The sequence below is a fragment of the Polaromonas sp. genome, assembly GCF_035638815.1.
Classification (GTDB): Bacteria; Pseudomonadota; Gammaproteobacteria; order Burkholderiales; family Burkholderiaceae_C; genus Polaromonas.
The window spans coordinates 154,654-168,081 of sequence record NZ_DASQZG010000019.1; the positions used below are offsets into that span (position 1 = coordinate 154,654).

11 protein-coding genes are annotated in these 13,428 nt (G+C 58.3%); 6 read left to right on the forward strand and 5 right to left on the reverse strand.

The window, feature by feature from the left end; translation table 11 throughout:
• Positions 1-8: 8 nt before the first annotated feature.
• Complete coding sequence (gene aceE / locus VE934_RS13415; RefSeq protein WP_324888299.1) at positions 9-2,750, reverse strand: pyruvate dehydrogenase (acetyl-transferring), homodimeric type; 2,742 nt, start codon at positions 2,748-2,750, stop codon at positions 9-11.
• A 305-nt stretch (positions 2,751-3,055) separates the two neighbouring features.
• Here aceE and VE934_RS13420 point away from each other — a divergent pair, with 305 nt between their 5' ends.
• From VE934_RS13420 to hemP, 4 genes are all read left to right on the forward strand, one after another.
• The gene (locus tag VE934_RS13420) at positions 3,056-5,566 is read left to right on the forward strand and encodes a PAS domain S-box protein (protein ID WP_324888301.1); all 2,511 of its coding nucleotides are present in this window, start codon (positions 3,056-3,058) and stop codon (positions 5,564-5,566) included.
• Positions 5,567-5,598: 32 nt separating this feature from the next.
• On the forward strand, positions 5,599-6,225 hold the full coding sequence (locus VE934_RS13425) for a response regulator transcription factor (protein ID WP_324888303.1): 627 nt from the start codon (positions 5,599-5,601) through the stop codon (positions 6,223-6,225).
• 84 nt (positions 6,226-6,309) lie between these two features.
• Positions 6,310-7,164, forward strand: a complete 855-nt coding sequence (folD, locus tag VE934_RS13430) for a bifunctional methylenetetrahydrofolate dehydrogenase/methenyltetrahydrofolate cyclohydrolase FolD (RefSeq protein ID WP_324888305.1) — start codon at positions 6,310-6,312, stop codon at positions 7,162-7,164.
• Between the two features lie 657 nt (positions 7,165-7,821).
• Entirely contained in the window at positions 7,822-8,034 is a 213-nt protein-coding gene (gene hemP, locus VE934_RS13435; RefSeq protein WP_324888558.1) for a hemin uptake protein HemP, read from the forward strand.
• A 212-nt stretch (positions 8,035-8,246) separates the two neighbouring features.
• On the opposite strand, the gene VE934_RS13440 is transcribed toward hemP, so the two are convergent.
• Positions 8,247-8,654, reverse strand: coding sequence for a heme-binding protein (locus VE934_RS13440; protein WP_324888307.1), 408 nt, complete (start codon positions 8,652-8,654; stop codon positions 8,247-8,249).
• A gap of 193 nt (positions 8,655-8,847) precedes the next feature.
• Here VE934_RS13440 and VE934_RS13445 point away from each other — a divergent pair, with 193 nt between their 5' ends.
• Positions 8,848-9,537: a Bax inhibitor-1/YccA family protein gene (locus VE934_RS13445; RefSeq protein WP_324888309.1), complete on the forward strand. Its 690-nt coding sequence runs from the start codon at positions 8,848-8,850 to the stop codon at positions 9,535-9,537.
• A gap of 42 nt (positions 9,538-9,579) precedes the next feature.
• Here VE934_RS13445 and rlmD read toward each other — a convergent pair whose 3' ends face one another.
• The gene (rlmD, locus tag VE934_RS13450; protein ID WP_324888311.1) at positions 9,580-11,052 is read right to left on the reverse strand and encodes a 23S rRNA (uracil(1939)-C(5))-methyltransferase RlmD; all 1,473 of its coding nucleotides are present in this window, start codon (positions 11,050-11,052) and stop codon (positions 9,580-9,582) included.
• A gap of 65 nt (positions 11,053-11,117) precedes the next feature.
• On the opposite strand from rlmD, the gene VE934_RS13455 reads away from it, so the two are divergent.
• Complete coding sequence (locus VE934_RS13455; RefSeq protein ID WP_324888313.1) at positions 11,118-11,546, forward strand: VOC family protein; 429 nt, start codon at positions 11,118-11,120, stop codon at positions 11,544-11,546.
• A 59-nt stretch (positions 11,547-11,605) separates the two neighbouring features.
• On the opposite strand, the gene VE934_RS13460 is transcribed toward VE934_RS13455, so the two are convergent.
• Complete coding sequence (locus tag VE934_RS13460; protein ID WP_324888315.1) at positions 11,606-12,391, reverse strand: 3'-5' exonuclease; 786 nt, start codon at positions 12,389-12,391, stop codon at positions 11,606-11,608.
• Positions 12,392-12,475: 84 nt separating this feature from the next.
• Positions 12,476-13,369 (reverse strand): peptidoglycan DD-metalloendopeptidase family protein, encoded by an 894-nt coding sequence (locus tag VE934_RS13465; protein WP_414693852.1) that lies wholly within the window; start codon positions 13,367-13,369, stop codon positions 12,476-12,478.
• Positions 13,370-13,428: the final 59 nt, after the last annotated feature.

Sequence of the window (13,428 nt, forward strand, 5' to 3'; positions counted from 1 at the left end):
GGATGTTTTTATGCGTACAAGGGGTTGATCTTGTCGGCGTTGATGCCGTATTTTTTGATGGCCTCGGCGACCTTGGCCACCGGCACGGTACCTTCTTCGCTCAGCGCCTTCAATGCGGCAACCACGATGTAGTGGCGGTTGATCTCAAAGTGCTCGCGCAGCTTGTAGCGGAAGTCGCTGCGACCAAAGCCGTCGGTACCCAAGACCTTGTAGGTCCGGCCTTTTGGAATAAAGGGGCGGATCTGCTCGGCATAGGCCTTCATGTAATCGGTAGAAGCCACGACCGGTCCGGCGTGTTTTTCAAGCTGTTGACTGACAAAGGACACGCGAGGCGCCTTGTCAGCCGGATGCAGCAGGTTGTAGCGCTCGCAATCCTGGCCTTCACGCGTGAGCTCGTTAAAGCTCGGGCAGCTCCAGACGTCGGCGGAGACGCCCCAGTCTTTTTCCAGCAGCTCCTGCGCGGCAATCGATTCGCGCAGGATGGTGCCGGAACCCAGCAACTGCACACGGGTCGTCTGCTTGCCGCCCTCTTTGCAGAGATACATGCCCTTGATGATCTGCTCTTCAGTGCCGGGCTTGAGGCCTGGCATCGCATAGTTTTCATTGAGCAGCGTGAGGTAGAAGTAAACGTTGTCCTGCTTTTCCACCATGCGTTTGAGGCCATGGTGCAGGATCACGCCGACTTCATGCGCAAAGGTGGGGTCGTAGCTGATGCAGTTGGGAATGGTGCCAGCCATGATGTGGCTGTGACCGTCTTCGTGCTGCAGGCCTTCGCCGTTGAGCGTGGTGCGGCCGGATGTGCCGCCCAGCAGGAAGCCTCGCGCTTGCATGTCACCCGCCGCCCAGGCCAGGTCGCCCACGCGCTGGAAACCGAACATCGAGTAATACACATAAAACGGCACCATGATGCGGTTGTTGGTGCTGTAGCTGGTGGCCGCTGCAATCCAGCTTGACATGCCGCCAGCCTCGTTGATGCCCTCTTGCAGAATCTGCCCCTGCTTGTCTTCCTTGTAATACATGACCTGGTCTTTATCGACCGGCGTGTACTTCTGGCCTTCAGGGTTGTAAATGCCGATCTGGCGGAACAAACCTTCCATACCAAAGGTGCGAGCTTCATCAACCAGAATCGGCACCACCCGTGGGCCCAAAGCCTGGTCACGCAGCAACGTGGTCAGGAAACGCACGTAGGCTTGCGTGGTGGATATTTCACGGCCCTCAGGCGTAGCCTCCATCACTGATTTGAAGGTGTCCAGCGAAGGCACGGTGAACTGCTCATCGGCCCGGGTGCGGCGATGCGGCAGATAACCACCGAGCGCTTTGCGGCGCTCATGCAGGTACTGCATTTCCGGCGTGTCGTCAGCCGGCTTGTAAAACGGAATGTCAGCAATCTGGCTGTCAGGCACCGGGATGTTGAAACGGTCGCGGAAGATCTTGATGTCTTCGTCGGTGAGCTTTTTGGTCTGGTGCACATTGTTCTTGCCCTCACCACTTTTGCCCATGCCATAACCTTTGACGGTTTTGATCAGCAGCACTGTGGGCTGGCCCTTGTGGTGCACGGCCTGGTGGTAGGCCGCGTAGACTTTTTGCGAGTCATGGCCGCCGCGCTGCAGGCGCCAGATGTCCTCGTCACTCATCTTGGCAACCATCTCCAGCGTGCGGGGGTCCTTGCCAAAGAAATGCTTGCGCACATAGGCGCCGTCGTTGGCCTTCATGGCCTGGTAGTCGCCGTCCAGCGTGTCCATCATGAGCTTGCGCAAAGCGCCGTCCTTGTCGCGCGCCAGCAGCGGATCCCAGCTGCTGCCCCACAACAATTTGATGACGTTCCAGCCGGCACCGCGGAATTCGCCCTCCAGCTCTTGCACGATCTTTCCGTTGCCGCGGACTGGTCCGTCAAGGCGCTGCAAATTGCAGTTGATGACAAAAATCAGGTTGTCCAGGCCTTCCCGTGCGGCCAGACCAATGGCACCCAGGCTTTCCACCTCATCCATCTCGCCGTCACCGCAAAATACCCAGACCTTGCGGTTCTCGGTGTTGGCGATGCCGCGTGCATGCAGGTACTTGAGAAAACGCGCCTGGTAAATCGCCATCAGCGGGCCCAGACCCATGGAGACGGTGGGGAACTGCCAGAACTCGGGCATCAGCTTGGGGTGCGGGTAGCTTGACAATCCTTTGCCGTCCACTTCCTGGCGGAAGTTGAGCAACTGCTCCTCGGTCAGCCGGCCTTCCAGATAGGCACGTGCATAAACGCCGGGGGAAACGTGGCCCTGAATGTAGAGGCAATCGCCCCCGTGCTCTTTGCCAGGCTCAGCGCTTTCGGCATGCCAGAAGTGGTTGAAGCCAGCGCCAAACAAGCTGGCCAGCGATGCGAATGAGCCGATGTGACCGCCCAGATCACCGCCGTCTTCAGGGTGATGGCGGTTGGCCTTGACCACCATGGCCATTGCGTTCCAGCGCATATAGGCGCGCAGGCGCTCTTCAATTTCGAGGTTGCCAGGGCATCGCTCTTCCTGGTCGGTTTCGATGGTGTTGACATAACCGGTCGTTGCCGAAAACGGCATGTCGATGCTGCTTTGGCGCGCGTGCTCCAGCAATTGCTCCAGCAGAAAATGGGCGCGCTCTGGGCCCTCGCTCTCAATCACGGCGGTCAGGGCATCAAGCCACTCCCGCGTTTCCTGTGAGTCTTTGTCGGGCACCCCATTCGTCGCTTGGGCCAAAGTGTCGACACGTGCCTGTTCCGGATTTGCAGCCATGGTTTTGTCTCCTGCTGGTGCTGTTTGTTAGCTTGTGGGTTGCTAGCCTCTTCATCACGTTGTAACGCAATTTAGATTCAAGTCTCTAGTTTCCCACAAATTTCGCTCAATTTCAAATAGTGCTTGTTGATTTCACATTAAGAAATTTTATGAAAATTGGATTTGATCTGAGGACCGAGCCCAAGCCATCCAAGTGGCTCACTTGCCGCGCAGACATCCAAGTCCTTTAAACTGAACGCCCCCTTATGCAGCCACCCGAGCTACCCCCTCCTCTCCGCACGGCCAGCCCGTCCAATCCAGCCCCCATGGCTCGCTGGCACCGGTGGTGGCGCAAGCAATCCCCAACCCGGCAAGACCGCTTTGTCACGCTAGGGCCGCTGCTTTCGGTCGCCCTGTTCCTGGCCGCGGTTATCGCCGCCTTTGCTTACCTTCGTCTGGAAGAAATTGACCGGGAGCAGCAAGCGGTCAAGCGAGACGTTGAATACGCACAGCAGCGTCTGCGCCTTCGCCTGCTGGAGCGCCAGGAGCAACTGATGCGCCTGGGACGCGACGTGTCCAACAAGGAAGTCGATGCCGATGAATTCATCGCGCAAGCCGAGTCGCTGGTCAACCAATATCCAGAGCTGATGGCAGTGACTTGGGTAGACGGTCGTCGCAAGGTCAGGGCCGCCTATACCTCGCCGAGCGCCAATGCCACCCAAATCCGGGCGACGGGCGATCAGCTCAAACAAGGAGAGACCGAAGGCACCTTTGGACTGGCCCGCGACTTGAGGCAACCCGTTTACTCGCGCCCGCTAACGGTAAAAGACGACGCCAGCTACAACGCGCCCAGCCTCCAGTTGCATGTGCCTCTTGATGACCAGGGCAAATTTGGGGGCGTCATCCTTGGTGACTATTCGTTTGATGGCTTGCTGCGCTTCGGTGTTCCCACGGAAGTCAGCGCCAAATATGCTGTGGCGCTGCTGGACGACCAGAGCAAACTGCTGGCGGGAAGCCTGCCACCGCCGCGCAATACGGCGGCCAAGCTCTTGCCATGGTCCGACGAAGCCCCGGAGTATGAAATTCCGGTGTCGCCTGTGGGCAATGGCCTGCTTCTGAAGGCGCAGGGATACCGCGCGTCGCTGGGCGTCGTCGGCAGCGGCTTCTTCTGGCTGGTCAGCGCGTTGAGTGCCATGACAGTCTGGATGCTGCTGGGTACCTGGCGCCACACACGGCGTCGCATGCAGGCGCAAGAAGCTCTGATTACCGAAACCAATTTCCGCCGCGCAATGGAGAACTCCATGCTCACCGGCATGCGCGCACTGGACCTTCAGGGACGCATCACCTATGTCAACCCGGCGTTTTGCCAGATGACGGGCTGGAGCGAAAGTGAACTGGTGGGTCGCACCGCACCTTTCCCGTATTGGCCCGAGCAGGACAGGGAAGCGCTGGCAGCGCGGCTTGAGGATGAGCTGCATGGGCGCACCACCCCCGGCGGTTTTGAAGTTCGAGTCAAGCGCAAAGGCGGCGCTATTTTTGATGCTCGCATGTATGTCTCGCCCCTGATTGACCCGCGCGGCCAGCAGACCGGCTGGATGACTTCGGTGACGGACATCACCGAACCCAAACGCATTCGTGAAGAACTCTCGGCGTCTTACGAACGCTTCACCACGGTGCTGGAAGGGCTGGACGCCGCAGTATCGGTGGCGCCACTTGGCAGTGAAGAACTTCTTTTCGCCAACAAGCTGTACCGCGCCTGGTTCGGTGCCGAGGTGTCCGGTCACATGAACCTGATTGCGCAAGCGGGGGTCCCGGCCATTCCCCCGACTGACGACGCCACAGACCCGGTGGACGGCCTTGCTGGTTTCCCTACCGATACGCTGACGACCGCACAGACTGAAAACGCCGAAATTTTTGTGCCCGATCTGGGCAAATGGCTGGAAGTCAGGTCACGCTACCTGACTTGGGTGGACGGGCGCCTTGCGCAAATGGTCATTGCTAGCGACATCACCCCGCGGCGCCATGCGGAAGAACAGGCAGCCCAACAGGCCGAGCGGGCCCAGTCGGCCAGCCGCCTGATCACCATGGGTGAAATGGCGTCAAGTGTGGCGCACGAACTGAACCAGCCACTGACCGCCATCAACAACTATTGCAATGGCATGGTCTCGCGCATCAAGGGGCAGCAGATCACCAACGAAGACCTGCTGGTGGCCCTGGAAAAAACCGCCAAGCAGGCTCACCGGGCCGGGCAAATCATCCAGCGCATCCGCTCATTTGTTAAACGCAGCGAGCCCAATCGCAGCTCTGCGGAAGTCACCACCATGGTCAGCAACGCCATGGAACTGGCCGACATCGAACTGCGTCGCCACAACGTTCGCCTCAGCCACTACATTGCGGCCCGGCTGCCCTCAGTCATGGTGGACCCGATTCTGATTGAGCAGGTGCTCATCAACCTGATGAAAAACGGCGCGGAATCCATTGCGCAGGCGCGCCGCCCCGCCGCGCGCCGCAGCGTTGAATTGCGTGTGGTCCCCAAGTTCATTGAAGACCAGAGCGTGGTTGAATTTTCCGTGCTCGATTCCGGCAAGGGACTGTCGCCGGAAGTGATGAGCCGGTTGTATGAAGCCTTCTACTCCACCAAGGCCGAAGGCATGGGCATAGGCCTGAAACTGTGCCGAAGCATTGTGGAGTCCCACCAGGGCCGGATGCAGGCAGAGAACCTCTACAATGGCGATGAAGTTGTGGGGTGCCGGTTCACCTTCTGGATCCCTGTGACACCCCTTGTTTTACCAGTCGCTGCGGCCGCAGAAGCACCCCCCACCCGGGCTGGCATTTAAGTTTCCTGACACCGTCTACGCAAAGGTTTGGCATGAGCTTGATTCCGAAAAAAGGCACCGTTTATGTCGTCGATGACGACGAAGGCGTGCGCGACTCCCTCCAGTGGTTGCTGGAGGGCAAGGACTACCGGGTACGTTGTTATGACTCGGCGGAAACTTTTTTGAGCCGTTACGACCCGCGTGAAGTGGCCTGCCTGATTGTGGATATCCGCATGGGCGGCATGACAGGCCTCGAGCTGCAGGACCGCCTGGTTGAGCGCAAGTCGCCTTTGCCTATTGTGTTTATCACCGGCCACGGCGACGTCCCCATGGCGGTCAACACCATGAAAAAAGGCGCAATGGATTTCATCCAGAAACCTTTTCAGGAAGAAGCACTGGTTAGCCTCGTCGAACGCATGCTGGATCAGGCCAAGGACACCTTCAGCGAACACCAGCAATCCGCCAGCCGCGATGCCCTGCTGGCCAAACTGACCTCCCGCGAGGCTCAGGTGCTGGAACGAATTGTTGCCGGCCGCCTGAACAAGCAAATTGCCGACGACCTTGGCATCAGCATCAAGACGGTGGAGGCGCACCGCGCCAACATCATGGAAAAACTCAACGCCAACACCGTGGCCGACCTGCTGAAAATTGCACTGGGCCAAGCCGCACCCAAAGCCTGATAAGCCACCCTGATGCTATATCTTTGGTAGCATCTACCGCCCACTCCGTAAGGACAGTGGGCGTTTTTCATTTGAAAGCACTACATGACCATCTCCCCTGCCCGCAAAATTGATGGCCTCGCCCTCTCCGCCAAGCTGCGGTCAGACATTGCGGCACGCACGCAGGCTTTGAAGGTCAGGGGAATCACTCCGGGACTGGCTGTCATTCTGGTGGGCGAGGACCCGGCCAGTGCGGTGTACGTCCGCAACAAGGTAAAAGCGTGCGCCGATACGGGCATTCATTCGGTGTTTGAGAAGTACGAGGCATCCCTCAGCGAAGCTGATCTGCTCGCACGTATTGACGCCCTCAATACCGACCCCCGGATTCACGGCATCCTGGTGCAGATGCCCTTGCCCAAACACATCGACCCGCACAAGGTTATTGAGGCCATCTCAACCAGCAAGGACGTGGACGGTTATGCAACGCTGAGTGCGGGAGAGCTGATGACCGGGCAGGCCGGATTCCGGCCCTGCACACCCTACGGCTGTATGAAGCTGATTGAAACGACTGGGATTGACCTGCGTGGCAAGCACGCCGTGGTGATAGGACGGAGCAACACAGTTGGCAAGCCCATGGCGATGTTGTTGCTGCAAGCCAATGCCACCGTCACGGTGTGCCACAGCGGGACTACAGACATGGGTCACCATACCCGGCAAGCAGACGTCATCGTTGCGGCTGTTGGGAAACGCAACATTCTCACCGCTGACATGGTCAAGCCCGGCGCCATCGTCATCGACGTTGGCATGAACCGCGACGACGCTGGCAAGCTTTGCGGCGACGTCGACTACGCCGGCGTCAGCCAGGTGGCAAGCCACATCACGCCAGTGCCGGGCGGCGTCGGGCCCATGACCATCACCATGCTGCTAGTGAACACGCTGGAAGCTGCTGAACGGGAATAACGGCGTAGCAGGCGACAACGTCGCTGCAAATCAACCGCTCTCGCTCATGCCTGATAGTGCATAGCCCTCCACACGATGCTCGATGTTCCCATCGAGACGGTGGCGGGGCAATGACCGGCCACAACAAGAAGCGGATCAAGATTTATTTTGACTCTCTCAGCCCCATCGAATACCGAGAGAGTCTTGGACTTACGGCGTAAACCAGTCCAGGTTTTTGCACACATCCCCCTCGGGTCGGATTTCAGCGGAATTCAACAGTGAAACAAAAAAAACGAGCCTTAGAAGTGATTTCTAGAGGCTCGTTTTGGTTAGGTTTTAGCACCAACCTCTCTCAGGCCAGTCATCCCCATAAATTACTGGATATGCATAGGGACTTGCAATGGGCGCTTCCGAAAATGTTAGCAAGGAACAGACTGCTAAGAACCCCATGATCAAACCTAACTTCAATTTTCTCAGCACTTTTAACTCCTTTTTTGATGCGTTTATTGCGCAGAAATCCTTGGAAAACATATGCTAGCAGGCGCGAACTGCTTCGATGGCTTGGTGATCGAGGGATTGCAATTTTTAACAAAAAGCCGTCCTCCTCGCTCAATTTCACTTGCCTCACTTATTGAGAATGATTATCATTATCGAAATTCATTTTTCAATTATTCCGACATGTCTCAAACCCTCTCCTCCAGAACATTGAGCTTGCCTTCTCATTCCGCGGGCCTTGGCGCCGCGAGTCTTGCGCCTGATGTCAAAGGTCCGTGTGGTGCAGTTGATAGCTCAGAGCTGTTGCGCGGCAACAAGACTGTGGAGATTCAACACAACGGATTGATCTATCGCCTACAGGCGACGCGGCTGGGCAAACTGATCTTGACCAAGTAGGAAGTTTTCATCGTGGGGCGATCGGGGGCCTGAACAGGCCTCACAGATCGTTTTTTCGCCAGCCAGCCATGGGCCTTTTGGGCCGGTGCATTAGCCAGGCTTTTTTCGCCACCCATACAAAAGCCGGCTTGAGCCGGCTTTGTTCTAAGAAAAATCGGGCTGTTGCCCTTATTCCACGGGAAGAGTTTGCTATTACTTCAATAGCACTTGTTTTACAGCCCTATTGCTGCCATGCCGGCGCGCGCAATCTGGGCGTCTTCGGTGGACTTCACGCCGCTCACGCCGACTGCCCCCAGGCATTGGCCGTCTTTCATGATGGGCACGCCGCCCTCCAGCATGCCTTTCACATCCGGCGCGCTCAAAAACGAGAAGCGCCCACCATTGATGATGTCTTCGTAGATTTTTGACTCGCGGCGCCCCAAAGCCGCGGTATTGGCTTTTGCCGGGGCGATGTGAGCGGATAGGGGTGGAGCACCGTCAAGGCGCTGCAGGTGCAGCAGGTGGCCGCCGTCGTCGACAATCGCGATTGTCACCGCCCAGCTGTTTTTGGCAGCTTCTGCGGCAGCGGCAGCCGCAATGGCCTGAACGTCGGAGAACTCCAGCACGGGTTTGGATTTCATGTTTTCTTCTGTATGGTTGAGCAAGGCGCAAGCATACTGAACTTTGCGGAACAACTTCGACCTAATTACGGCGCAATCGGTCGATTCTGCCCTGACAAATTGTGGTTATTGAGGGGGCTGAGACCTTGAAAAGCGCCCCGCCACCCCTAAAATGACGATGCCTGCATTTGCTGGCCAAAACGGAGAAGTTCTCATGAATGACAATGTTCAAACCCTTGACCATGGCTATGTTGCCTCTGCTGAGCAACGCAACCGGGTCTTGCGCAATACCTACTGGCTGCTGGCGCTGAGCCTGTTGCCCACGGTGCTGGGCGCCTGGGTCGGCGTGGCAACTGGCATTACCGCCTCTTTGAGTGGTGGGCTGGGCCTGATTGTTTTCCTTGGCGGGGCCTTCGGTTTCCTCTACGCCATCGAAAAAACCAAAAACTCTGCAGCCGGCGTGCCCGTGTTGCTGGCCTTCACCTTCTTCATGGGTCTGATGCTCTCGCGCATGATTGGCATGATTCTGGGCTTCAGAAACGGCTCTGAGCTGATCATGACGGCCATGGGCGGCACGGCTGGCGTGTTTTTTGTCATGGCCACTTTGGCCAGCGTCATCAAGCGCGACATTTCCGGCATGGGCAAATGGCTGTTTGTTGGCGCCATGGTTGTCATGGTGGGCGGCATTATCAACGTGTTTGTTGGCTCCACAGCCGGCATGATGGCGCTGTCGGTCGCCGTGATCGGTATCTTCAGTGCCTACATGCTGTATGACCTGAAGCAGATCATGGACGGCGGTGAGACCAACTACATCTCTGCCACCGTGGCGCTGTACCTGGATCTGTTCAATGTGTTCCAGGCGCTGTTGGCCCTGTTGGGCATCATGGGCGGTGAAAAAGACTAAGCGCTCTGCGCTGTCAAAAAAGAGGGCCTCACGGCCCTTTTTTTATTTCAGCTCAAACACGGCAATGCTCTCGACATGCGCCGTGTGCGGAAACATGTTGACCACGCCAGCTGCCGTGCAGCGGTACGCACCGCTTTCAACCAGTACGCCTGCGTCACGAGCCAGCGTCGCCGGGTTGCAGCTGACATAAACGATGCGTTTGGGTGGCGTCCAGCCTGCCAGTTGCAGGCTTTGCTGCTGCGCGCCGTCATCACAGGGCACGCCGCTCAGCATTTGCTGGTGCAATGCGGCCAGGGACTTGAACAACTCATAGGCGCCTTCGCGCGGCGGGTCCACCAGCCACTTGTCGGCGCCGCCGTCTTTGACCAGCAGCGCGGGGGTCATTTCAAACAGGTTGCGTGCTACAAATTCAGTAGCTGACAGCGCCCGCCCTCTGTGGGCAGTAGCCTTGTTTGACTCATAATTTTCGCGGGAGCGGGCCACCAGCACCTCACTGCCCTCCACTCCCAGAACCTCGCGTGCGCGGGTGGCGAGCGGAAGTGTGAAATTGCCAAGACCGCAAAACCAGTCGATCACGCGCTCATGCGGCTGCACGTCCAGCATGCGCAGCGCGCGCGAGACCAAAACCTGATTGATGTGCGGATTGACCTGGGTGAAGTCCGTTGGTTTGAAGGGCATGAGCACCTCAAACTCTGGCAGGCTATAACTCAAGGTCTGCACTTCAGCATCGAGTAACTTGACGGTCTCCAGACCGCCGGGCTGAAGCCACCACTGCAAGCCAGGGTGTGCTTTTGCGAAGGCTCTTAACTTGTCCAGGTCACCCGGGCTAAGAGCCTCCATGTGGCGCAGCACCAAAGCCGTTACCTCGTCACCACAAGCCAGCTCGATCTGCGGCACGGTCTCCTTGGCGTCCATACTTGCGATCAGCGCGCGCAGCGGCAGCAGCAAGTCGCTCACGTGTTGGGGCAACACATGGCACTCGCGAATATCAGCAACGTAGCCGCTTTTGCGCTCATGAAAGCCAACCAGCACCTCACCTTTCTTGCGCACAAAACGTACTGACAGGCGGGCGCGGTAGCGGTAGCCCCAGGCCGGGCCCTCAATCGGGCGGAGGATGTTTTCGGCTTTGAGCTTGCCGATGTGACGCAGGTTGTCTTCCAGCACGCGCTGCTTGACCGCCACCTGCGCGCCGACGTGCAGGTGCTGCATCTTGCAGCCGCCACAGGCGCCAGTGTGTAGCCCAAAGTGTGGGCACTGGGGCCGTACTCGTTGCGAAGACTCACGCAGCACAGCCATCAGCGTGGCTTTTTCAAAACTGGGTTTCTTGCGGTACACGCTGGCGCTGACCGTTTCAAAGGGCAATGCTCCGTCAATAAACACCACCTTGCCATCCTCGCGGTGGGCGATGCCCTGGGCTTCGATGTCGAGCGACTCAACTGTCAGCAGATCAAGGGGGTACTCTGTGGGTGCAGGGACTGCTTGCCGGGGGGCTTTGTCATGTTTTCTTCGGGACATGTACCCATTGTCTCAGGCTGCGCTACCATTTTCGGATCAGCGGTCTGCTGCTTCAGGAGCACACGATGGAATTGCGTATTTGTATTGACGTGAACGACATGGAGCGCGCCGTGGCGTTCTATATAGAAGGTCTCGGTCTGCACGTTGGCAGGCGCTTTCAAAGCGGGTTTGTCGAGATCCTGGGAGCGGGCAGCCCCATTGACTTGCTGCTGCAAGCCGAGGGCAGCATGCCCCTGCCCGACCAGACGACCATCACGCGCAGCTTCCAGCGCCACTGGACGCCCGTGCATCTGGATTTTGTGGTGGACGACATCGACAGTGCCCTTGCACGACTTCTACGCCACGGCGCTGTGCTCGAGCAACCGGTTACTGATCGCGTCTGGGGGCGGATTGCTGGCTTGGCCGACCCCTTTGGTCACGGCATCGACCTGCTGGAATTCAAGGGCCGTGGTTATGACGACATACCGCAAGGGCAAGACACGCTACCAACTTGATAGCAAACTATTGCCGCAGTTAAAGGGCAAAGTGCCAAAATTGCTCACAACGCGAGTGCTTAGACCCACGCCTTGAGGTATTCGTCCCAATGCGCCTCGTCGGGCGCCAGATTGCCCAGAGTCTGTTTGACGAGTTCGATCTCCTGATCGTATTCCGCCTCCAGCAAGCCGCTTCGCATCTTCTGAAAACGGCAGTACAGAAGATAGGTGTTCATGACATCGGTCTCGCAATAGCGGCGTATCTCGTCGGTCTTCCCGGCCAGGTAGGCCGGGTACACCGCCGAGCCATCCATGCCCAGCTTGCCGGGAAAGCCGCACAGCTTGGCCATGGCGTCCAACGGCGCATTGTTCTTGGGCTGGTACATCGCCAGCAGGTCCATCAAGTCAAGATGGCGCATGTGATAGCGGCCGATGTAGTTGCTGAACTTCCAGTCGCGGTCGGTCTCGCCTACTTCCCAGTATTGACTGGCCGTCACGCCGTGCTTGAGGCCGCGGTAGTGCAGCACCGGCAAGTCAAAACCCCCACCGTTCCAGCTGACCAACTGGGGCACGTGTTTTTCAATGCTGTTGAAGAACGTCTGGATGACCTTGCCTTCCGAGGCGCCATCCTTGTCCACAAAGGAATGGATGCGCAGCCCCTCGGCATTGCGAAACACGCAGCTGATGACCAGAATGCGCTGCAGATGCAGCGGCATGAAGTCGCTTTGCCCTTTGGCTTGCCGCTCGGCGACATAGCCGGCATAGACCTCGGCATCGCTCTTGTCTGCGCTTTCGCCACGCAGGGCACGTAGCCCGGCCACATCGGGAATGGACTCAATGTCAAATACCAGTACAGGCCAGGCCATGGGTCAAACTTTCTTCAAGAATTGATGGGCATAAAAAAGGGAGCCGTGCATTGCAGGCTCCCTGATTCTTCAATCTGCGCGCGCTTATTTGGCGGGCAGATACCGTGCGGGGTCCACCGGCTTGCCTTGGCGGCGGATTTCAAAGTGCAGCTTCACGCGGTCGGCATCGGTGCTACCCATCTCGGCGATTTTCTGGCCTTTGCGCACCGTCTGGTCTTCCTTGACGAGCAAGGCCTGGTTGTGGGCATAGGCTGTGAGGAAGGTGTTGTTGTGCTTGAGGATGACCAGGTTGCCATAACCCCGCAAGCCGGCACCGGCGTACACCACCCGGCCATCGGCGGAAGCGATCACCGCGTCGCCAGCCTTGCCCGCAATGTCCAGCCCCTTGTTCTTGGCTTCATCAAACCCGGCCAAGACCGTGCCTGCGCCCTGCACCGGCCAGATCCACGCCACGTCATCTTCGCCCGCGGTGGGGGCCGATGAGCTTGCGGTTGCCGCTGGCTTGGGTGCGCTTGCTGCGGCAACCGGGGCGCTGGCCACGGTTGCCGGAGAGGCGGCGGTGGCACCGCTGGATGTCACAGGCCGCACGACAACGCCTGTGGCCTCTACTGGAGGCACCACGCGCAAAACCTGGCCGACCTCGATCAGGTTGAGGTTTTCAAGATTGCTCCAACGGCCGATGTCGCGATAGTTCTGGCCGGTGTCCAGGCCGATGCGGATCAGGGTGTCGCCGGGCTTGACGGTGTAGTAACCGGGCTTGCCAGCATTTTCAGCACCCGGTAGCGGCTTGACAGCGCTGGAGTCCACCACACCCGGCAAAGGCCGGTTCATGCCCGCACCGCGGTCTTCAACAGGGGCACGGTTCAGGCCGCGTGTGCTGCAGGCGGACACCAGGAACACCGCTGCCAGCACGAAACCAGCGGTGGCAAACCTGCGCCTTCTGAGCTGTTCAGAGCTACCTGATCCAGACGCTGCCATGAACGACCCTGCTATTTGATTCATTGCTTGATTTACCTTTGTTGCATTTGCCGCGAATC

Coding starts and splice junctions, on each gene's coding strand:
- VE934_RS13420 (WP_324888301.1), top strand. CDS start 3,056: ATGGCTCGCTGGCACCGGTGGTGGCGCAAGCAATCCCCAACCCGGCAA.
- VE934_RS13425 (WP_324888303.1), top strand. CDS start 5,599: ATGAGCTTGATTCCGAAAAAAGGCACCGTTTATGTCGTCGATGACGAC.
- VE934_RS13440 (WP_324888307.1), bottom strand. CDS start 8,654: ATGAAATCCAAACCCGTGCTGGAGTTCTCCGACGTTCAGGCCATTGCG.
- VE934_RS13455 (WP_324888313.1), top strand. CDS start 11,118: ATGGAATTGCGTATTTGTATTGACGTGAACGACATGGAGCGCGCCGTG.
- VE934_RS13445 (WP_324888309.1), top strand. CDS start 8,848: ATGAATGACAATGTTCAAACCCTTGACCATGGCTATGTTGCCTCTGCT.
- aceE (WP_324888299.1), bottom strand. CDS start 2,750: ATGGCTGCAAATCCGGAACAGGCACGTGTCGACACTTTGGCCCAAGCG.
- hemP (WP_324888558.1), top strand. CDS start 7,822: ATGTCTCAAACCCTCTCCTCCAGAACATTGAGCTTGCCTTCTCATTCC.
- VE934_RS13460 (WP_324888315.1), bottom strand. CDS start 12,391: ATGGCCTGGCCTGTACTGGTATTTGACATTGAGTCCATTCCCGATGTG.
- VE934_RS13465 (WP_414693852.1), bottom strand. CDS start 13,369: ATGGCAGCGTCTGGATCAGGTAGCTCTGAACAGCTCAGAAGGCGCAGG.
- rlmD (WP_324888311.1), bottom strand. CDS start 11,052: ATGTCCCGAAGAAAACATGACAAAGCCCCCCGGCAAGCAGTCCCTGCA.
- folD (WP_324888305.1), top strand. CDS start 6,310: ATGACCATCTCCCCTGCCCGCAAAATTGATGGCCTCGCCCTCTCCGCC.